The 22,283-nt window shown below is 34.0% G+C and carries 19 protein-coding genes; 14 read left to right on the top strand and 5 right to left on the bottom strand.

Annotation, left to right across the window (positions count from 1 at the left end):
* Window positions 1–42: 42 nt before the first annotated feature.
* The 5 genes from secA to ACN5J3_RS09395 all read right to left on the bottom strand — a co-directional run bounded on the left by secA (window position 43) and on the right by ACN5J3_RS09395 (window position 7,347).
* Window positions 43–3,399 (bottom strand): preprotein translocase subunit SecA, encoded by a 3,357-nt coding sequence (secA, locus tag ACN5J3_RS09415; protein WP_417289558.1) that lies wholly within the window; start codon window positions 3,397–3,399, stop codon window positions 43–45.
* Window positions 3,400–3,561: 162 nt separating this feature from the next.
* Entirely contained in the window at window positions 3,562–3,783 is a 222-nt protein-coding gene (locus ACN5J3_RS09410) for a DUF2795 domain-containing protein (protein ID WP_007648604.1), read from the bottom strand.
* Between the two features lie 149 nt (window positions 3,784–3,932).
* On the bottom strand, window positions 3,933–4,505 hold the full coding sequence (locus ACN5J3_RS09405; RefSeq protein ID WP_417289557.1) for a cob(I)yrinic acid a,c-diamide adenosyltransferase: 573 nt from the start codon (window positions 4,503–4,505) through the stop codon (window positions 3,933–3,935).
* Window positions 4,506–4,673: 168 nt separating this feature from the next.
* Window positions 4,674–5,438: an O-methyltransferase gene (locus ACN5J3_RS09400; protein ID WP_418511577.1), complete on the bottom strand. Its 765-nt coding sequence runs from the start codon at window positions 5,436–5,438 to the stop codon at window positions 4,674–4,676.
* A gap of 43 nt (window positions 5,439–5,481) precedes the next feature.
* Window positions 5,482–7,347 (bottom strand): ABC-F family ATP-binding cassette domain-containing protein, encoded by a 1,866-nt coding sequence (locus ACN5J3_RS09395; protein WP_418511575.1) that lies wholly within the window; start codon window positions 7,345–7,347, stop codon window positions 5,482–5,484.
* Between the two features lie 106 nt (window positions 7,348–7,453).
* On the opposite strand from ACN5J3_RS09395, the gene ACN5J3_RS09390 reads away from it, so the two are divergent.
* The 14 genes from ACN5J3_RS09390 to ACN5J3_RS09325 all read left to right on the top strand — a co-directional run bounded on the left by ACN5J3_RS09390 (window position 7,454) and on the right by ACN5J3_RS09325 (window position 22,090).
* On the top strand, window positions 7,454–8,248 hold the full coding sequence (locus tag ACN5J3_RS09390; protein ID WP_418511573.1) for a polysaccharide biosynthesis/export family protein: 795 nt from the start codon (window positions 7,454–7,456) through the stop codon (window positions 8,246–8,248).
* Between the two features lie 3 nt (window positions 8,249–8,251).
* Entirely contained in the window at window positions 8,252–10,726 is a 2,475-nt protein-coding gene (locus ACN5J3_RS09385; protein ID WP_418511571.1) for a GumC family protein, read from the top strand.
* 9 nt (window positions 10,727–10,735) lie between these two features.
* Complete coding sequence (locus tag ACN5J3_RS09380) at window positions 10,736–12,025, top strand: nucleotide sugar dehydrogenase (protein ID WP_418511570.1); 1,290 nt, start codon at window positions 10,736–10,738, stop codon at window positions 12,023–12,025.
* A gap of 654 nt (window positions 12,026–12,679) precedes the next feature.
* Window positions 12,680–13,663 carry an SDR family oxidoreductase gene (locus tag ACN5J3_RS09375; RefSeq protein ID WP_418511569.1) on the top strand — a complete coding sequence of 328 codons (984 nt, stop codon included), beginning with the start codon at window positions 12,680–12,682 and terminating at the stop codon, window positions 13,661–13,663.
* Window positions 13,664–14,059: 396 nt separating this feature from the next.
* Window positions 14,060–14,860 (top strand): ABC transporter permease, encoded by an 801-nt coding sequence (locus tag ACN5J3_RS09370; protein WP_418511568.1) that lies wholly within the window; start codon window positions 14,060–14,062, stop codon window positions 14,858–14,860.
* 111 nt (window positions 14,861–14,971) lie between these two features.
* On the top strand, window positions 14,972–15,322 hold the full coding sequence (locus ACN5J3_RS09365) for a four helix bundle protein (RefSeq protein ID WP_335976750.1): 351 nt from the start codon (window positions 14,972–14,974) through the stop codon (window positions 15,320–15,322).
* Between the two features lie 131 nt (window positions 15,323–15,453).
* Complete coding sequence (locus ACN5J3_RS09360) at window positions 15,454–16,674, top strand: polysaccharide ABC transporter ATP-binding protein (RefSeq protein ID WP_418511567.1); 1,221 nt, start codon at window positions 15,454–15,456, stop codon at window positions 16,672–16,674.
* Window positions 16,667–16,900 (top strand): hypothetical protein, encoded by a 234-nt coding sequence (locus ACN5J3_RS09355; protein ID WP_418511566.1) that lies wholly within the window; start codon window positions 16,667–16,669, stop codon window positions 16,898–16,900. Before ACN5J3_RS09360 ends, ACN5J3_RS09355 begins: the two co-directional genes overlap by 8 nt.
* Window positions 16,860–17,414: a hypothetical protein gene (locus tag ACN5J3_RS09350; RefSeq protein ID WP_418511565.1), complete on the top strand. Its 555-nt coding sequence runs from the start codon at window positions 16,860–16,862 to the stop codon at window positions 17,412–17,414. Before ACN5J3_RS09355 ends, ACN5J3_RS09350 begins: the two co-directional genes overlap by 41 nt.
* Window positions 17,415–17,478: 64 nt before the next feature.
* Window positions 17,479–18,315, top strand: a complete 837-nt coding sequence (locus tag ACN5J3_RS09345) for a sulfotransferase (RefSeq protein ID WP_418511564.1) — start codon at window positions 17,479–17,481, stop codon at window positions 18,313–18,315.
* Entirely contained in the window at window positions 18,316–19,173 is an 858-nt protein-coding gene (locus ACN5J3_RS09340) for a glycosyltransferase family 2 protein (RefSeq protein WP_418511563.1), read from the top strand.
* The gene (locus tag ACN5J3_RS09335; RefSeq protein WP_418511562.1) at window positions 19,174–20,136 is read left to right on the top strand and encodes a sulfotransferase family protein; all 963 of its coding nucleotides are present in this window, start codon (window positions 19,174–19,176) and stop codon (window positions 20,134–20,136) included. It begins immediately after the preceding gene.
* Window positions 20,137–20,179: 43 nt separating this feature from the next.
* Window positions 20,180–21,007 carry a glycosyltransferase family 2 protein gene (locus ACN5J3_RS09330; protein ID WP_418511561.1) on the top strand — a complete coding sequence of 276 codons (828 nt, stop codon included), beginning with the start codon at window positions 20,180–20,182 and terminating at the stop codon, window positions 21,005–21,007.
* A 6-nt stretch (window positions 21,008–21,013) separates the two neighbouring features.
* Window positions 21,014–22,090 (top strand): glycosyltransferase, encoded by a 1,077-nt coding sequence (locus tag ACN5J3_RS09325; protein WP_418511560.1) that lies wholly within the window; start codon window positions 21,014–21,016, stop codon window positions 22,088–22,090.
* The last annotated feature ends 193 nt before the right edge of the window (window positions 22,091–22,283 follow it).

The raw sequence follows: 22,283 nt of genomic DNA, 5'->3' as shown, positions 1-22,283 counted from the left end.
ATCATGACCTTTTTTAATGTGTTACTTTGTAGTGATTTAGGTTTATTCTTCAATAATAACCCAATCTCCTTTTGCTATAAGCGGTTCTGCTTGTTTGTACTTAACAGTTTTGTTTTCACCGTTCATAACATTTTTAATAGTTACTTTATCGTTACGACCTATTTTTGGTTTGTCTCGTACTATGGTTTCAACAACCTCTTGTTGTGGTTGTGTGTTTCCTGCAGCTCTACTTTGAGCGGCACGTTCATCCATATTAGGAATTTCTTCTTTTTGTGTTTGAAGGTTTTCCTTTTTTTGAGTTTGTTTTGCTTCGCTGATTGTATTGGTGTCTTCGGATGGTAACTCACCTTTAAATAAGAATGAAATAACATCTTTATTTACCTGATCAATCATAGCTTTAAAAAGCTCAAAAGCTTCAAACTTATAAATAAGTAGTGGATCTTTTTGTTCGTGAACGGCTAATTGTACAGATTGTTTTAACTCATCCATTTTTCGTAAATGTGTTTTCCAAGAGTCATCAATGATTGCTAATGTGATGTTCTTTTCAAAATCTGTAATAAGTTGTTTTCCGTTAGTTTCATAAGCTTTTTCTAAATCGGTAACAACTTGTAATGTTTTCTTACCATCTGTAAAAGGAACAACAATACGTCTAAATTTATCGCGCTGTGTCTCGTAAACATTTTTAATTACAGGGAATGCAATTTCGGCATTACGCTCCATTTTTGTTCGGTAATGCTCAAAAGCAGCTTTATATATTTTACCAGCGATATCTTGTACTGATAGTTTATTAAATTCTACTTCGGTAATTGGCGAGCTCATTGAGAAATAACGAATAAGTTCAAATTCGAAATTCTTATAATCATTAGCAGCTTTGTTTGTTTCAGCAATACCTTCAGAGGTGTCATAAATCATGTTGGCTAAATCAACACGTAAACGTTCTCCAAATAAGGCATGATGACGACGTTTGTATACAACCTCACGTTGTGAGTTCATAACATCATCATATTCTAATAATCGCTTACGAACACCAAAGTTATTTTCTTCAACTTTTTTCTGTGCACGTTCTATAGATTTTGAAATCATAGAATGTTGAATAACTTCACCTTCTTTTAATCCCATTCTATCCATCATTTTGGCAATTCGTTCACTACCAAATAAACGCATTAAGTTGTCTTCTAGAGATACGTAAAATTGTGAACTACCAACATCTCCTTGACGACCAGCACGACCACGAAGCTGTCTGTCTACACGGCGTGAGTCATGGCGTTCTGTACCTATAATAGCTAAACCTCCTGCTTTTTTTACAGCATCGGTTAGTTTAATATCGGTACCACGACCAGCCATATTGGTAGCGATAGTTACTTGGCCTGCATTACCAGCTTCTGCAACAATCTCGGCTTCTTTTTTATGTTGTTTGGCGTTTAAGACATTGTGAGGTATTTTTCTGATAGAAAGCATTTTTCCTAATAATTCAGAAATTTCTACAGATGTTGTACCAATAAGTACAGGGCGTCCTGCTTGTGATAGTTTGGTAACTTCATCAATAACAGCGTTGTACTTTTCACGTTTTGTCTTGTAAACTAAATCTTCTCTGTCGTCTCTAGCAATAGGCTTGTTAGTCGGAATTTCTACAACATCTAGTTCATAGATTTCCCAGAATTCTCCTGCTTCAGTAACCGCTGTACCTGTCATACCAGATAGTTTGCGGTACATTCTAAAGTAATTTTGAAGTGTAACCGTTGCAAAAGTTTGTGTCGCAGCTTCAATTTTTACGTTTTCTTTAGCCTCTATAGCTTGGTGTAAACCATCACTATAACGACGACCATCCATAATACGACCTGTTTGCTCATCTACAATCATAACCTTATTATCCATAACAACATACTGAACATCTTTTTCAAAAAGGGCGTATGCTTTTAATAATTGGTTAAGGGTATGAATACGTTCTGATTTGATACCAAAATCTCTGAATAAATCTTCTTTTAGGTTGGCTTCGTCTTCAGATGATAAGCCTTGACTTTCTATTTTTGCTATTTCAGTGCCAATTTCTGGCATTACAAAAAAGTTAGGGTCATCTTTTCCTGATAGGTAATCAATACCTTTATCAGAAAGTTCTATTTGATTGTTTTTTTCTTCTATAACATAGTACAACTCTGCGTCTACCTTTGGCATTTCGCGATTGTTGTCTTGCATGTAGAAGTTTTCAGTTTTTTGTAAAAGTTGCTTGATACCTTCTTCACTTAAAAACTTGATTAAAGCTTTGTTTTTAGGCATACCACGGTAAACACGCAATAATTTAAAACCACCTTCTTTGGTATCGCCTTCAGCAATTAGTTTTTTTGCTTCGGCTAATACACCAGTTAAATATTTTCGTTGGGTTGCTACAATAGAATCAACCTTTGGTTTTAGTTCGTTAAACTCATGACGATCACCTTGCGGTATTGGGCCAGAAATGATTAAAGGCGTTCTAGCATCATCAACTAATACAGAGTCAACCTCATCTACAATAGCGTAATGATGTGGGCGCTGTACTAAATCGTTAGGCGCGTGAGCCATATTGTCACGTAAGTAGTCAAAACCAAATTCGTTATTGGTTCCGTAAGTAATGTCTGCTTTATAAGCATTACGTCTTGCTTCAGAATTTGGTTGGTGATAATCGATACAGTCTACACTTAAACCATGAAATTCAAATATAGGAGCCATCCAAGCGCTATCACGTTTTGCTAAATAATCGTTTACTGTTACAAGATGTACACCTTTACCAGCTAAAGCGTTTAAGTAAACAGGTAAGGTTGCTACAAGTGTTTTACCTTCACCTGTTTGCATTTCTGCAATTTTTCCTTGGTGCATGGCAATACCACCAATAAGCTGAACGTCATAATGGATCATATCCCAAGTAATAGGTTTTCCAGCGGCGTCCCATGAGTTTGCCCATACAGCTTGATCGCCTTCTAAACTTACATAGTCTTTATCTCCAGATATTAAACGGTCAAATTCATTGGCCGTAACGGGGATAGAGGTGTTGTGAACAAAACGTTTTGCAGTTTCTTTTACAACAGCAAAAGCTTCTGGTAGTATGTCGTTTAGTACACCTTCTGTAACGTTATAAATATCGTCTTTTATACGATCTATTTCTTGGTAAATATCTTCACGTTTATCTATATCGTCGGTGGCATCAGCGTCTTTAAGTAAAGCGTCTATTTTTTCATTATGAGGCTTCCTGGCTTCTGCAATTTGTGCTTTAAAAGCTGCTGTTTTAGCTCTTAATTCATCGTGAGATAATGCTTCAAGAGCACTTTCAAAAGATTTTATTTTATTTACGATAGGCATAATGGCCTTAACGTCTTGTTTCGACTTATCGCCGACAAATACTTTTAGTACAGAATCTAAAAAACTCATGTGTGTTTATATTATTGTTGCACTGTTAAAATATAATAACAATGCGTATGTTATTTATAATCAAGACTTAAAAATGTCTTGATGTTTTTTGTATGTGACTAATGACGTGTTTTTTAAGCATAAAAAAAGCCTCTATACGAGACTTTTAAAATGTTAATGATATTAATATTCATCCTCATTCCAGAGGTAATCTTCGTCTGTTGGATAATCAGGCCAGATTTCTTGGATGGATTCATATTGATCACCTTCATCTTCAATAGATTGTAAGTTTTCTACGACTTCAAGTGGTGCTCCCGTTCTTATCGAGTAATCAATAAGTTCGTCCTTTGTTGCTGGCCAAGGTGCATCACTTAAATAAGATGCTAATTCTAATGTCCAATACATTTGTAATTCGTTTTATTTTTTGCAAAAATAAATTTTTAGTTTAAATAAGCAAGAAAAAAAACAATTAATTACTCATTATTAAAAAGAACGTTTGTTTTTTTACTAATTGTTGTAAAAAATTCAAGTGATAGTTAGATGTATTAATGAATTTATGTTTTTTCAGGAATCCATTTAACTTCATTTGCTTGCAAGTCTAAAGACAACTTCCGTGCCAAGACAAATAGATAGTCAGAAAGACGGTTTAGGTACCTTAATGTGTTAGGATCTATAGGTTCTAAATCATTAAGAGCAGAGGCTAAACGCTCGGCACGCCTACAAACACAGCGGGCTATGTGACAGAATGACACGGTTTGGTGACCGCCAGGTAAAACAAAGTGTGTCATTTGTGGTAAGGCGTCATTCATTGCATCCATTTCTTGTTCTAAAAGGGTGATGTTTTCTTCCGAAATTTTAGGTATGTTCAAACGCTCTTTACCGTTTTTCATGATAGCTTTTTCCGGATCTGTAGCCAGTATGGCTCCAACAGTAAACAGTCTGTCTTGAATGTGAATGAGTACATTTTTATATGTTTCCTGTATATCTTGATCTCTTATGAGCCCTATGTGAGAGTTCAATTCATCAACGGTACCATAACTTTCTATACGAATATGATGTTTAGGAACACGTGTGCCACCAAATAATGCTGTGGTACCTTTGTCGCCTGTTTTTGTGTAAATTTTCATTAAGTAATTCTAGGTGTTTAGAGATTAAATAAAGCGTTTTTTTAGAGTTCTTTAGTAGAGGAGAAGCATCTGTAAAAAGCGCGTTTTACACTAACAAAGTTACTGGTTATTTACTAAAAAGCTAAAAATTATGAGTTAAAAAATTGAAGGAATTATGGCTAGTGCTTGTTAGAGTCTAACAGTAAAGTGTTCTTTTGCTTGTTCTTTTCTAAAAAACACAAAGCCCCAAAAATACGTGTCTATGGTTACAGTAACTTTAGGATGGTTTTTAATGGTTTCCCAAGCAGCTGTCATGCCTTTTGACCAATAAATGTCATCAAAAATAAAAAGCGTGTTATTGTGGGCTTTAGGTAATAAGGTTTCAAAATAAGCCATTGTTGCCTCTTGGGTGTGATTGCCATCAAAAAATACAATATCAAAAGATGGTTGCGTTAGAGTTTCTAATACGTCTGAAAAATTACCTGTTTTAAAACAGATATTTTCATTGTTGATTTGACTTTTAGTAAAAGATGAAAGGTTTGGGCAGCCTTCAATGGTAGTGATTTTTGAATATCTATGCCCTAAATGCATCGCTTGTGTAGCGAGACCTAATGAGGTGCCTAGCTCTAAAACAGCAGGGCTTTTAAAATACTTTGATAACCTAAAGAGTAATTGTGTACGTTTTAAGGAGCTTCCTGATGTTTTTGCGATTTCAGAAACCAGTCGTTGCTTTGAAGCTGTTTTTTTTGAGCCTGGACCTAAATCGGTTATGCTAATTTTAGTGTTGTTTTTTAGCAATGCTTTACGGTAGGTTTTTAAGACCTCATATTCAGGGTGCTTTGTTTTGTCATAAAAGCATTGAGTAACTAAATGATACACAAAAGGCGAGTGCACACCATGTTGATTGGTGGATTTAAATAAGAATTTAATGTATGCTAATAAGGAATACCACATGTTTTATGTACGAATTATGAAACACCAACGCATGAATTATTCATTAGGAATCTTCCATTTTTGCAGCCAATTCAAACCAGCGCATTTCTTTTGTCTCTATCTCATCAATAATGGTTTGTAGCTCTTGAGATAGGGCATTTATTTGCTCTTGAGTTAAATCAGGGTTATTAAATTTTTTTTCTAAAGCTTTTTTATCGTAATCAAGTGTGTTTAACTTGCTTTCTATGTTTTTATATTCTTTTTGCTCATTATAAGAAAGCTTATTGTTGCTGTCTTTTTTCCATGCCTTTTTTTCCTTCTTTTCTTCGGGTAATTTTGATGTGCTTTCTTGGCTGTCTTCATAAGCTCTAAAGTCACTGTAGTTACCAGGGAAATCTTCAATGACACCATGACCTCTAAAAACAAATAAGTGATCTACAATTTTATCCATAAAATAACGGTCGTGAGATACAACCATAAGGCATCCCGGAAAATCTAGTAAAAAACTCTCAAGAACATTTAGAGTTACAATATCTAAATCGTTAGTAGGTTCATCTAGAATTAAAAAATTAGGATTTTGGATAAGCACTGTACATAGGTATAGGCGTTTGCGCTCGCCACCACTTAACTTCTCTACAAAATCATATTGTTTTTTTCGGTCAAATAAAAAGCGCTCTAAAAGCTGCTGCGCACTTATTTGTCGTCCTTTTTTTAAAGGGATATAATCGCCAAATTCTTTTATAACATCAATAACCTTTTGGTCTGGTTTAGGGGTGATTCCTGCTTGCGTATAGTAGCCAAACTTTACAGTTTCACCAACCACAATTTTACCGGAATCAGGCGAAATACTTTGAGTTAATATATTTAAAAACGTAGATTTTCCGGTGCCGTTTTTACCAATAATACCAATACGCTCACCTTTCTGAAAGTTGTAGTCAAAGCTGTTTAAAATAGTTTTGTCTTTGTAAGATTTTGAAACTTTGTGCAGTTCTAAAATCTTACTACCTAAACGTTCCATATTAAGTTCTAACTGTACCTCGTGGTCTTTACGACGTTGATGAGCTTTGTGCTTTATTTCATGAAAATCATCAATACGAGACTTAGACTTTGTAGTACGTGCTTTAGGTTGACGCCTCATCCAATCAAGCTCCTTTTTAAAGAGCTGTTTGGCTTTACCTGTTTCTATGGCTTCTTGTTCTATACGAGCATCGCGTTTTTCTAGATAGTAGGAGTAATTTCCTTTGTAGGTGTAAAGTTGCCCTTGATCTAACTCTATAATTTCATTGCATACACGTTCTAAAAAATAACGATCGTGAGTTACCATAAAAAGGGTAATTTGCTCTTTAGCAAAAAAATCTTCTAGCCATTCAATCATTTCAAGGTCAAGATGGTTGGTAGGCTCATCAAGTATAAGTAAATCAGGTTTTTTTAGTAAAGCAATGGCAAGTGCTAGACGTTTTTTTTGCCCACCAGAAAGCGTGCTTACTTTTTGGTCTAGATTATCAAGTTTTAGTTGAAATAATATTTGCTTGTATTGTGTTTCAAAATCCCATGCTTGGTGACTATCCATTTGCTCAAAAGCCTTTTGGTATGCTTCTGTGTCTTCAGGGTTTTGTAACGCATGTTCATAGTTTTTGATAACGTTTAATATAGGATTCTCTGTGTCAAATATAGAGGCTTCAATAGTTAAATTGTTATCTAGAATAGGCTCTTGTGGTAAAAAAGCAACAGTTATATCTTTTCTGTAAATAATTTGCCCAGTATCAGGTTGGTCTAAACCTGCAAGCATATTTAAAATAGATGTTTTTCCGGTGCCATTTTTAGCTACAAAAGCTATTTTTTGATCTTTATGAATACTGAAAGAAATCTCACTAAACAAAGAGACTTCTCCATAAGATTTGGCTATATTTTCAACGTTAAGGTAATTCAAAAAGCTGTTTTTTTGCAAATAAACGTATAAAAACCAAAAATACCCACTTTAGTTTTGATATTCCTATCTAAAAGTTATATTTGTGAATAAACTTTTAAGCTTCATAATGAAGAATTTACTTGTCCTTTGTTTACTTGCCATTCCCGTTGTTTTTAGCTCATGTATTCCGCATCGAGATATTGTGTATTTACAAAATAAAGAAGCGGCTACAGATAGTATTCCTGTAATTACAGAAAAACAAACACCATATCGGATACAAATAAATGACATTCTGAATATACGTGTTAGAGGATTAGATCAAAGTAATCTTACAATTTTTAACCCAGTAGGCGATGAAGCTTTAGGAGCTGATAGAGATCAACGAGCATATTTTGATGGCTTTACAGTAGATTTACACGGAGAAATTCGTATTCCTGTACTCGGGAAAATAGGCGTATTAGGATATACAACAGAGGAGATTGAAAAAATGATTGAAGATAAATTGCTGAAAGAGCAATTTAAAGAAACAGCAAATATATTCGTTACGGTAAAGCTAACAGGTTTACGCTACACAGCTAGTGGAGAGATTGGTAGTCCTGGTTCTAAAACCTTATATCAAGAACGTGTTAATGTCTTTCAGGCCATTGCCAATTCTGGTGAAATACCTGTTACAGGAAATAAAAAGAACGTAAAAATTATTAGGCAGTATCCGCAAGGTCAAAAAATACATAGTATAGACCTAACAGATATTAAGGTTATGGAGTCACCATACTACTACATTCAGCCTAATGATATTATTTATGTAGAGCCTTTAAAGCAAAAAACCTGGGGAACAGGAACCACTGGTGTACAAACCATGGGTACTATTATAACAGCCATATCTTTGGTAACCACAACAGTATTATTAATCAACCGTATTTAGTCCATGTCAAATCAGGAGCATTACGATATAGAATCTCATGAATCTAGTAGCATAACATTTGATTTTAGAGGTTACCTCTTTAAAGTACTGAATCTCTGGAAATTTGTTGTTGCTTGTATTGGTATAGCATTAGTTATTGCATATCTTATCAATGTTAGAAAGCAAAATGTTTACAGATTAGAATCGCTGGTTTCTGTAGAAAATGACCAGAACCCTTTTTTTACAGCTAATACAAGTATTTCGTTTAACTGGGGCGGCGTTTCCGGTAAAATGGGAAAAACAATAACAACCCTACAAACCAGAACGCACAATGAAAAGGTGGTAGATTCATTGCAGTCATACATGAACTATTTTGTTGAAGGAAAATACCGTAAGGTGGATATCTACAAAAAAGCACCTTTTGTGTTTAATTTAGACTTGCAAAAACCACAAATTTTAGGACACTACATAGGAATACGTTTTTTAGATGCTAACACATTTGAAGTGTTTGCCCAATTTGAGCAACCTCAAGCTACAGTTCAGCGTTATGATACCAAAACGAAATCACGTGTTGATTTACCTCAAGGAGATTTTACCAAGCAGTATAAAATAGGACAAAAGATAAACTTACCTTTTTTAAATGGTAGCTTAACATGGCGTAATAAATCAAAAACTGCCCAGACAGGAAAAGAGTTTTTTATCCTTTTTAGTAACTATGATAGCGTTGTTCATGGCTATAAACAAACAATTGGCGTTGCTCCTTTCAACGCCTCGTCTTCGGTAATTAAACTGGTGTTAACTGGTAGTAATAAGGCAAAAATTGTTGATTATTTAAATACAACTGCGGTTATTTTAAGTAAAAATGAATTAGAACGTAAAAACCTATATGCAACAAATACTATTAAATTTATTGATAGTAGCCTAGCTGCTGTTGATATAGATTTACAAGATGTTAATAAGGAAATGAACGACTTTAGAAAAAAGAATAAAGTCTTTGATGTAAGTGCTGAAATGGCCGAAGCTTCTAGCAAATTACAAGCTTTTGAAGCTCAAAAAGAAGCTGAAAACACCAAGCTTAACTATTTGCAATCACTAGAACAATACCTTAAAACTAAAACAAATTATATCAATATTGCGGCGCCTACTTCAGTTGGAATTGATGAAACTAACATTTTAAATAGTGTAAGCAAAATAACTAATCTAGCTATTGAAAGACAAAATCTAGAATACACAACACGTGAAGGATCTGATTTGTTCTTGGATTTAGATAGACAAATTGATGCAGAAAAAAATGTCTTACTTGAAACCATTGACGCCACCAAAACAACCATAAGACTACAACTTAATACCATCAATAGAAATATAGCAGCTTTAGAGGCCAAATTAAGTAATCTCCCTGAAGACCAACAACAATATTTAAGAATACAACGTAAACTTACTATTAGCCAAGAAGCCTACAATGTGTATATGGCAAAGCGCAGCGAAGCGGCTATTGTAAAAGCGGCGAATATATCAGATATATCTATTGTTGATGAGGCTAAAGATATAGGAGGTGGATTAATTGGGCCTAATAAGTCTCTCAATTATATGATGGCTTTAATGATGGGCTTTTTTATTCCTATGTTTATCATATTTGTTGTTTTTCTTTTAGATAATACCATTCATGGTTCTGATGAGATTGAACGCTTATCAAACATTCCTATTTTAGGCCTTATTGGTAAGTATCGTTACCATAATAATTTGGTGGTTTTTGAGAAACCTAAATCGGCCGTAGCAGAATCATTCAGAGCCATTCGTTCTAGCTTACAGTTTATATTAAATAAAGACGAATCTGAACAAGGTAAAGCAATCATGATTACCTCATCAGTAAGTGGTGAGGGTAAAACGTTTTGCTCTATAAATATAGCCACCGTGTATGCGCTATCTGGAAAGAAAACCATCCTTTTAGGCTTAGATTTAAGAAAACCTAAAATATTTGATGACTTTCACATGACAAATGATCATGGAATTGTCAACTATTTAATTGGAGAAAAAACCTTTGACGAAGTAAATAATCACACGCATATAGATAATTTAGATGTTATTCCGTCTGGACCAATTCCGCCTAATCCATCAGAGCTCTTAATGAGTAATCGTATGAAAGTGTTAATGACACATTTACGTCAAAACTATGATATTATTATTCTTGATACACCGCCTTTAGGCTTGGTAACAGATGCATTAGAGCTAGTTAAGTATGCAGACACATCGATCTTTATGGTGCGCTTAGATTATACCAAAAAAGGGATGTTACAGCTCATTAATGCCAAACATCACGGCGGTGAGATTAAAAACATCAACTTTGTACTTAACTTTTACAAGCATAAAACAAATCATAATTACGGCTATGGCTACGGCTACGGCTATGGTTATGGGTATGGCGTGTATGGTAATGCATACCATGCTGACGCTAAAAAATCGGTTTTTCAGCGTATAAAAAGCTTTATTAAAAAAACATAATACATGATTATGAGTTCACATCGTATTGCAATTATTGGGTTAGGATATGTCGGTTTACCATTGGCGGTAGAGTTTGCAAAGCAGTATCCTGTAGTAGGTTTTGATATTAATGACAACCGTATTGCCGAATTAAAAGCAGGTAAAGACCGAACTCTAGAAGTAACAGATGCTGATTTAAATGCTGTTTTAGTAAATACAGCCAACCAACCTAATGGGTTGTATGTAAGTAGCGATGTAAATGATATGGCGCAATCTACCGTGTATATTATAACAGTACCTACACCTACAGACGACTTAAATAAACCGGTATTCACTCCACTTATTAAAGCTAGTGAAACTGTTGGTAGTATATTAAAACCACAAGATATTGTTATTTATGAGTCTACCGTATATCCAGGTGTTACTGAAGATATTTGTGTGCCTATTTTAGAGCGTGTTTCTGGTTTAAGCTTTAATAAAGATTTCTATGCAGGCTACTCTCCAGAACGTATTAATCCAGGTGATAAAACGCATACGGTAACTAAAATACTTAAAGTGACCTCTGGCTCTACGCCAGAAATTGCCGAGGTTGTTGATGATTTATATAAGTCTGTTATTACAGCCGGAACACATATGGCGCCATCAATAAAAGTAGCTGAAGCTGCCAAAGTTATTGAGAACTCACAGCGTGATATCAACATTGCGTTTGTTAATGAGTTATCAAAAATTTTTAGGTTATTAGATATTGATACAGAGGCCGTGCTTAAAGCAGCTGGAACCAAGTGGAATTTTATCAACTTTAGACCTGGTTTGGTTGGCGGGCATTGTATAGGTGTAGATCCGTATTATTTAGCCCAAAAAGCCATTGAATCTGGGTATAACCCTGAAATTATTTTAGCGGGCCGTAAAATGAATGATAGTATGGGAGCTTATGTGGCAACCGAGACTGTAAAGCTCATGATAAAAAAGGGAGCTACAATCAAAGGGTCTAATGTCTTGGTATTGGGCATTACATTTAAGGAGAACTGTCCAGATATCAGAAATTCACGCGTTATAGATATCATTAAAGAGTTTCAAACGTATGATGTTCAGGTAGATGTTTATGATCCTTGGGCTTCTGTAGACGAAGTGAAGCATGAATATGGTCTTGACTTAATAACAACAACTAATGCCTTAAAAGTACACTATGATGCTATTGTTCTTGCAGTATCTCATAAGGAGTTTTTACAAATAGATATTCAGGCGTTAAAAGCTACGAATGCTGTTATTTTTGATGTTAAATCGTTGCTGCCAGCAAATCAAGTGGATGCTAGGTTGTAATTTATAATTTTTACACGTCTATATTTTAACTACAGGTTATAGATAGGTGTTGGTTTTCTAAATATATTATGTTGTACTATAACACTTTTTGTTCTTGAGAAAAGATAGTCTTGTTCAGGGGTGTAATGTGTTTCTTCTTTAAACGTCTTTTTTAAATTTATCATAGTGGATTTATTTCTTTTTTTTCCTTTTGAAAGGTTAACAAAGCCATGTGAAATGGCCATGTTCATTTTGTAGGAATTTTCACGGGTTGACCTTAAGGAGACCTTAAGTAAACCTGAATTAGATATGAAGTAGATATGGGTGATTTTAGGGTTGTCCTTGGTGTTTGTTTATCTGTTCATTTTTGAGGAACCAAAAACGAATCAAAAAGTGTTTTTACTGTCGGTAGGTATTTTGCTTTATAGCAAACCTCATCCAAAAATTTACATTGCATGGCTCCTGTGTTTCATAGCTTTTTTACGGCTTTACTTTGTCTATTTTGAAATGTTAAGAACTAGTAGGTCGTTTTTGTTCTTGCTATGCAGGAATTGGGTTATGTGTTTTTGTAGTTACTCGGTGTTGGTTGCCGTTTTAACTAATACTTATGGTATTCTATTAGGTTTGTTATAATTAATAGTATTTTTAGCTTGTAAAATCATATTTATAAATACTATGTACAATAATGCTTTTCATAATCAAGAGATCTCTAGTTTGAAATTCCTAATTACCGGAGGTGCAGGGTTCATTGGGTCTAATCTTGTGGCGTATTTACTAAAGCATAATGCAAAACAGGTACGCGTACTTGATAATTTTTCGAACGGTTATAGGGAAAATCTTACCGAGTTTATGGAGCTTCCTAATTTTGAACTTATAGAGGGCGATATACGAGATTTGGATACTTGTAAAGCGGCTATGCAGGGTATGGATTATGTAAGTCATCAAGCGGCTTTGGGTTCGGTGCCACGTTCTATAAATGATCCGGCAACAACTAATGCGGTGAATATTTCTGGATTTCTTAATATGATGATTGCGCTAAAGGAAAGTGCTACGGTAAAGCGCATGGTATATGCAGCGTCTAGCTCTACGTATGGTGATAGTAAGCAGCTTCCTAAAGTTGAAGACACGATTGGGAAACCCTTGTCTCCGTATGCGGTAACAAAGTATGTAAACGAGTTGTATGCGGATGTTTTTGGAAAGACTTATGATACCGATACTGTTGGGTTACGATACTTTAATGTATTTGGTCCTAAACAAAGTCCTAATGGGGCTTATGCTGCTGTGATACCTTTGTTTATGCAAGCTTTGAAAGATAATAAGGCACCGAAAATAAATGGCGATGGCGAGCAAACACGTGATTTTACATTTGTTGCCAATGCGGTGCAAGCAAATGTACGCGGCTTTTTTGCGCCAGAAACTGCCAAAAACCAAGTGTTTAATGTGGCTTGTGGTGAGCGTATTTCGGTAAATGATCTTTGGGAATCTTTACAACAAGCAGCCAACGCTGATTTACAAGCTATTTACGGACCGCCAAGACAGGGTGATGTACGTGATTCGCTTGCTGATATTTCAAAGGCTGAAACGCTTTTAGGCTATAAGCCTGAATATGGTGTTAGAGAAGGGTTGAGGTTTACTTGGGATTGGTTTTTGAGTGTTTAGTATTGAGTATAACAAATAATCCTCATTTCACTACGCACGCCTCACATGTTGTCATTCCGCACTTGATGCGGAATCCACAACAGTCAACATACAACCCACAACCGATTCTTAATTATCCATTATCAATTATCAATTTTCCATTCTCACTACGGCCACTCCCTACTCAAATCCCACACGCTGTCATTCCGCACTTGATGCGGAATCCACAACCAACAACCAACAACCAACATCTCACTACTCTATTACCTTTACATTAAATACATATTCTACATAAAAGGTTTTCAATGGTTTTATTATATTAGCCCTTATCAAAAAAAAGCACAAAAGTGTGATGGTGATTAGAATCAATGTATGGCTTTAGAAACCCGAGTATATAAAAAAGAACGGACAATAAAAATGGGCGCGCTTTTAAAAGCAAGTCTTTCGGATATGTACCGTTCGCGATTTTTAGCCCGTCAATTGGCCGAGCGTGATATCAAGGCGCAATACCGTCAGTCTTATTTAGGTATTTTATGGGCGTTTGTGACGCCACTGGCAACAGCTGCCGTTTGGATATTTTTAAATAATAGTGGCACGGTACGTTTGTCTGATACCGGTGTGCCTTATCCGGTGTATGCGTTTTCAGGAACGCTTATATGGTCTATAATTGTAGCTTCTATAAATTCACCTATGACTAGTACCAATGCTGCCAAAGGTATTTTAACCAAAATAAACTTTCCAAAAGAGGCTTTATTGCTTTCAGGTATTTATAAACTGTTGTTTGATAGTTCTATAAAAATACTCTTGTTGGTAGTTTTTGTTTTTGTTTTTGGTGTGGGGTTTCATTATAGCTTGTTGTTACTGCCTTTTGCGGTGTTAGCTGCAGTGCTTTTTGGTAGTACGTTAGGATTGTTTTTAACGCCTTTAGGGTTGTTGTATAAGGATATAAGTAAAATCATTTCGTTTGGGATGCAGTTTTTAATGTACGTAACGCCTGTGGTGTATGCTATTCCTAAAACGGGTATTATGAAAACACTTATGACGTATAACCCAATTACACCTATTGTACTAACAACACGTGATTTGGTTGTTGGGTTTCAGCCAGAGTTTTTAAACTATTTTATAGGAGTACTTGCCCTATGCGTACCTTTATTATTTTTAGGTTTAGTCATATACCGTATTGCCATTCCTATTATTGTAGAACGGTTGAGTGCGTAGTTTGGCGTGAGGAGTGAGACGTGAAAAGTGAGGAGTGAAACGGTTAAACGATTCACGATTCACGACTATGCGATTTTCGATTCACGATAAAATATTAAAGAAAATAAAGATATGAATCATAAGGATTTAGATGTGTGGAAGAAAAGCATGGACCTAGTGGTTGAGGTTTATGACTGGACGACATTGTTTCCTGATGAAGAAAAATATGGTTTGATTTCGCAAATGCGTAGAGCTGCTGTTTCTATTCCTTCCAATATTGCTGAAGGGAGTGCTAGAAAAGGAGATAAGGAGTTGTTGCAATTTATAAATATTGCTTTAGGTTCTGTTGCTGAATTGGAAACACAGTATTTAATTGTATTACGTTTGAAGTTTTCAGAGCCTAATACTATTTTAAATGATTTGTTGATTGATGTGAAACAACTATTGTTGGGATATAGGAATTATGTGAGGAGGAAGACGTGAGAAGTGAGTAGTGAGAAGTGAGTAGTGAAAAGTGAGTGGTGAGTAGTGAAACGACTATCCGATTCACGATTCACGACTATCCGATTTTCGATTCACGACTATCCGATTCATGATTTTAAATTAAATAACTAATGAGTAACATACAGCATAATAACGAGGTTCTTGTTAAGGTTGAGGGTTTAAGCAAAAAGTTTTGCAAAGACCTAAAAACCAGCTTGTGGTATGGCGTGAAAGATTTGGTAAGTGGTGTGCGAGGTTCTAATGTTGCACGTGAATTACGACCTAAAGAGTTTTGGGCTGTAAAGGATATTAATTTTGAACTACGCCGTGGTGAGTGTTTAGGTCTTATTGGGCATAATGGTGCCGGAAAAAGTACCTTGCTTAAAATACTTAACGGACTTATAAATCCTGATGCTGGTACGGTAACTATAAAAGGGCGAGTAGGTGCGCTTATAGAGTTGGGAGCTGGCTTTAACCCAATACTTACGGGGCGTGAAAATATCTATAACAATGGTGCTATTTTAGGCTTTAGCCGAAAAGAGATTGACACCAAGTTACAAGATATTATAGCCTTTTCTGAACTGGAGGAGTTTATTGATATGCCCGTACAGCATTATAGTAGTGGGATGAAAGTACGTTTGGGGTTTGCTGTAGCAGCCCAAATGGAACCCGATGTACTCATTATAGATGAGGTGTTGGCGGTGGGAGATTTAGGTTTTGCATTAAAGTGTTTTAATACTATAGATAAAATACTACCTAGAACAGCAATTATATTTGTATCGCATAGTATGCCAATGGTGTCTAGAATATGTAATCAAATAATACTTATGGATAAAGGAAATTGTAAGTATAAAGGAAAAAATATTGGAGAGGCTATAGATATTTACTATCAAAGATTTAATAGTAATAAATCCCAAGTAATGTTCAGTGATAATAGTATTGAATTAAAAAAAATTCGTGTAGAGAATAAAATTACTAACAACGAATTTAATCTGGTCAAATGGGGTGAAAATTTAGAACTTACCTTTGAATGGGAATTTTTGAAAGAAATAAAAGAGCCGGAATTTTCAATTATGATTTTAGACAAAGAACAAAGACCAATTGCTGTTTTCGATTGGAAAAATAAATTAAGCGATATATGCAGAAACGGTAATACCTTAAAATTTAAATTAGTGCATAAAAAAATACAGCTTTCAAAAGGTTTTTATTCTATTGACGTATTGGTTAGTCAAGGCAAAACAAGGTCGCCACATTTGAGGATTAATGGAGTTTTAATATTTCAAGTTTTACATGAAGAAGAGATATGGCCACCATTTTTGTTGAATGCAACATACTATAATATAAATGATTAAAATTAAAAGTTTTGTTAGCAGTCTATCACTAAATTCTTTATTTGCTTTAGTAAAAGCTTTTAAAATAAAAAAAGACTTGTTTAAATGGCGTGAAGGTATTGAATATGAAAAAATATCAATAGGTCAAAACTGTAATGCGGCATGGTATTTAAAAGAAACGAACAATAAAAAGGCATCTTATCCTTATGATTGGATTTTTTTCTTCTTCAGATATAGTATTACATAGTATTGAAGATAATTTTCTTACGTTTTTAGATAAAGAACAAATAATCAATTTGAATAAAAATAAGGCAGGACATAATTATTATCATTCAAGCTTATTTAATCATAAAAACCCTATAGCTACAGCAGAAAATTATCAGTATTATGTTAGGTGTGTTAAAAGATTTAGAAAGGTATTAACGAATAATGAACCAATACTATTTGTTTGTTTTGTAATTCATGAGCCTGAAAAACGTATAGCTTGGTCTAAAGGCTTTGATAAGCAATATATTTTGCCAATAAAACAAAACAAAAAAACATTTGAAGACTTAATTTATAAAGTAAAGCAGTATAATGAAAAATCAAAATTTTTATTTATAAACCAATATACAGAAGGTAAATTAAATTTAGAATATGAAGTTTCTTCTGATATTTTTTGGCTAAATTTTACATCAAAAGGAAAAAATACAGGTTTAAAATACTTAAACTTTATAGATGATAATATAATCAAAACAATTTTTAAAGGACTAAAAGGCTAATATGAAAAAGACCTTGAAAAAGATATTTAAAAAAAATCAAAGTTTTGCAAAAACTGAAGAAACGATGAAGTTTCAACACATACATCATGTAAATACATCCTACTTAAATAATTTTTTTAAAGATTACGCGCCTGTTTTTGTATTAAACACAGGACGTTCAGGGTCTGCATTTATTCAAACTATATTTAATCATTTTGATAAAGTAGATGCTTATCATGAAGCATCACCAAACTTGTTTCTTCTTTCTAATTATGCCTTTTCAAATCAAGAAAATGACGAAGTTTTAACCAAAATATTTGAAGCAGCAAGGTTAGAGTTAATTTTAAACAGCTCAGTAAATCATAAGATTTATTTAGAGTCTAATCAATGTCTAGTGTTTTACATTAATCAAATAACAAAAATTTTTCCAAATGCTAAATTTGTACACTTAACAAGACATCCTGGTGATTTTGTTAGAAGTGCTATTATGAAAGGTTGGCACAAAAATGACTCTGTATGGGAATTGGGAAGAATAAAAAGTAAGCAAACCGATTTATGGAGTAATTACAGTCATATTGAAAAACTGGGATGGGTTTGGTATGAAACGCATTATTTTATAGAGATGTTTAAAGCTAATAATCCTGATGGTTTTATAACTTTAAGATTAGAGGATTTAACATCAAACAGTGATACATTTAATGTCTTTTTAAAATTTGTCGGTGTTGAGAATCATCTGAATAACCAGCAAATAAATGATATATTAAATCATAAAATAAATAAAGTTACTGTATCACAAAATGAGCCTAAAAATATGCATAAATTAAGCAGTTATCCAAAATATTTAGAATGGAGCGATAATGATAAAAAAGCTTTAATATCAATAGTCAAAAATTTGTCTACACAATACAATTATAGTTTGTAAATGAAGATATCTGTTTACATAACATCTTACAATCAAAAAGACTTTTTAAGAGAGGCGATAGACAGTGTTTTAAATCAAACGCTTAAACCTTTTGAGATTATTATTGTAGACGATGCCTCAACTGACGGCTCACAAGATTTAATTAAAAGTTATGCTAGCAAATATGTAAACATAAGGTATGTCTTTCATGATAAAAACAAAGGAGTTTCTCAAGTGAGGATAACAGCGCTAAACGAAATAAAAGGAGACTACGTTACTTACTTGGATGGTGATGACTTGTATTTGCCTCATAAATTAGAAGTTGAATCAGACTTGATAGCCAAAAGTAAATGCGATTTAGCTTTTTCAAATAATATGTATGTCAAAGAAGACGATCCTAAAGATATAAAATGGATTTGGGCAGCAAATAATATTAGTGTTGACTCTAATGTAGATTTATTTTATAAAACTATTTCAAGAGATTTTCCAAGGGACAGTTTATTTAGAATGGAGTTAATTAATTATGAAAAACTAAAACAAGTAGGATTTCATGATCCTAACTTAAAGATTTATGAGGATTATGATTTAAGAATTAGATTAGCAAAAGAATTGAGTTTTACTTGCTCTATAGAACCAACTTCTAAAATTAGAATTAGTAAAAATGGATTATCTAAATTGCCCTTAAAAAATCATCTTATATCATTAAATTATATATTAAATAAATATAAAAATGATATCGATCAATTAGATAAAGTCAAGAAAGAAAAACTATTAATTAAAATAGAAAATTTTAAAAAGGGCTCCACACAAAACCTTAAAGGCAATCGGTTAAAAACACGTATAAAAAACAAACTCATAAATATTATTAAGCGTTTGTAAATGAACGAATCACAACTCATATTCATAATATCGCAACCAAGAGCAGGCTCTACGTATTTGCAAAACTTGTTGTCTAACAACAGTAAGGTAAATACGTGTAGTGAACCTTGGCTTATGTTACATTTGTCTAGTTTAATTAAGCCCGAGTTATCACAAGCTACCTATGATAGTGCTTTAGCTAATAAAGCTTTTGAAGAGTATTTAAAAACACATGAAGCGTTAAACTTTCAAGAAAAGAAAAAGCAATTTTTATTGAGTTTATATCAGCCTATGCAAGATGGCTATACGTATGTTATTGATAAAACACCAAGATATTGGGAGTTGCTAAATGAACTTATAGCGTTATTCCCAAAAAGTAGATTTATTATATTAAAACGAAACCCGTTTCATGTCATAACATCTATTATCAAAACATGGCAGGTTGATTCCCTAAAAGCATTACGTTATTACCATCGCGATATTTTATTAGCCCCAAAAGTGCTGCAAGATTTTTGTAACACACACCAAACAAACCCGCAAGTTTACACGTTACGTTATGAAGATTTAATATCAGATACAAAACATGAAGTAGAAAAACTTTACAGTTGGTTAGAGGTTCCGTTTACTTTTGAAGTGCTGGATAGTTCTAAAAATAATAAGTATAAAGGTAAATATGGAGACCCTTATCAAAATACTGATGCAAAAAATATAGATGCTTTAAGACAGCAAGCTAAAGAGAAACCACTTGACCCTTTATTTATGGCGTTTCTGTCAGGTTATGCAAAATATGTAGGTGAAAACTTTTTGAAAGATTATGGTAACTATAAATGTAATGTGCCTTTTAAAGAAACCGATGCATTTAATACGTATTTAGATTTCGATCGTTTTGAAATAACACAAAAATTTATGAAAACATCAAGAGCTTATAAAATTGGAACAATCATCTTAAAGCCTATAAAAACTTTAAAACATTTCTTATCTTAATATGACAATATAAGTATGTTTGTCATAGTATAATGTAATCTATATGAGTCAAGCCCATTATCCAAAAATATCAATAGTAACACCATCGTATAACCAAGGCGATTTTATTGAAGAAACCATAACATCGGTCTTGGCACAACAATATCCTAACCTAGAGTATATCGTTATAGATGGTGGTAGTAACGACAATACACTAGCTATTTTAAAAAAATATGATAAACAAATTACCTATTGGGTAAGTGAGCCAGATCAAGGTCAAAGCGATGCGATAAACAAAGGATTTGCAAAAGCAACAGGCACCATTTTGGGGTGGCTAAACAGTGATGATTATTTGTTGCCAAAAGCCTTGTTTCATATTGCAAATGCCAATTGGCAGCCTGATATAGGTGCGGTAGTGGGTATAGGGCATAAGGTGGCTTTAAATAAAAGCATTGTTTATACACCTCAATATTACGAAAACATAACAACGGACAAACTCTTTATGTGGACAAAAGGTAAAAATTTTATGCAGCCTAGTTGTTTTTTTTCTAAAAACGCTTGGGATACTTGCGGTCCTTTAAATACCGAGCTTAACTATTGCATGGATGTAGCGCTGTGGATTGCAATTTCAAAGCAGTTTAAGTTTTTACGAATACCACAGCAAATAGCCCACGCTTATATACATGAGCAAGCAAAAACAACCGCCGATGTTGAGCAAATGCTTATGGAAACATACCTTATGATTGCATCTATGGGCGGCATAAAAACATCTAGAGACTTGTTGTTTGACTTTTATAACAAAGAACAAAAACGTTTGTTAAGCACCAATACCTTAAAAAACACGCATAGTATTAAAACACTAGTGAAAGCTATTTTAAAAAAAATACGCTAATACAGTATGGAAAAACGGGTCTTGATACCAGCACTAAAACCAGAAAACGTATTTTTTGATGGTATTGAAAAAGCAAGTACATGGCAGTTTCATTATGGTAATTTAAACACCTCTGTAAAAGGATATGCAGTGGTTTTAATACACTGGCCAGAACACCTGTTTAATTGGCAAGAGCCTACAAAAGAGCAACTAAATCTACTAGAACAGCGACTTAAAATATGGCAAAACAATACACGTATAGTGTATATAATGCATAATGAAAAGCGGCATTATGGGATGACCACCAATTTTGAAACGCTATATAAATTAGTTTATAATTATTGCCATGCTATTGTACACTTAGGTGCTTTTAGTTGTGAGACATACAAACTAAAGTACCCTCAAAAAACACAGGTGGTTATACCGCATCCACTATATCAAGTACCCTTTAAAAACTATGATAAAACCTATGCACGCCAGAAATTGGGCATAAAATCAAACCAGCATGTGGTTATTATACCAGGCGCAGTCAGGTCGCTTAAAGAACGTGATTTAGTACTAAAGGCTTTCAATAAATTAAAAATTAAAAACAAGCTATTACTAGCGCCACATATGTACTATAAAAAAGTATCGTGTGAGTTCCCTGGGAGATACAGAATTAGAAAATATATCGATATAAAACGTCTGCTAGAGTACATACATAATAATGAATATAACAAAAAATATCGCTTTTCGTATGGTTTTGTGCCACCAGAACAGTTGTCATTGCTAATGGCTGCTGCTGATGTAGTATTCATACCTCGAATAAACTCCCTAAACTCCGGTATAGTCTTTTTAGGCATGACCTTTAATAAAGTCGTTGTAGGACCAGAAATAGGGAACATATCTGAAGTGTTACACCGGTTTAACTTACCTATGTACAACCCTAATAATATAAGTAGTGTAACAAAAGCCTTAAACAAAGCATTCCAAATGTATAAAAACACCTATACATACCCAGAAGAAACATTACAAAACTACCACCCCAAAAACGTAGCTGCAAAATGGGATACATTTTTACAGGCTCTATGTAATAATCCACAACAGACAACCCACACCCAATAACATACAACCAATAACCGTCAACCACCAACCAACAACCGATCTCCATAATCCTCAATTCCCCATTATCAATTACCTATTTTCCATTCTCACTACGCACCACTCCCTACTCAAATCCCACACGCTGTCATTCCGCACTTGATGCGGAATCCACAACCAACAACAGTCAACCCACAACCAACAACAGACAACCCAC

The organism is Corallibacter sp. (assembly GCF_048381695.1).
GTDB classification, from domain to species: Bacteria; Bacteroidota; Bacteroidia; order Flavobacteriales; family Flavobacteriaceae; genus Corallibacter; species Corallibacter vietnamensis.
The sequence above is the reverse complement of the archived record's forward strand: the minus strand, read 5'-3'. Positions and strand labels throughout refer to the sequence as shown.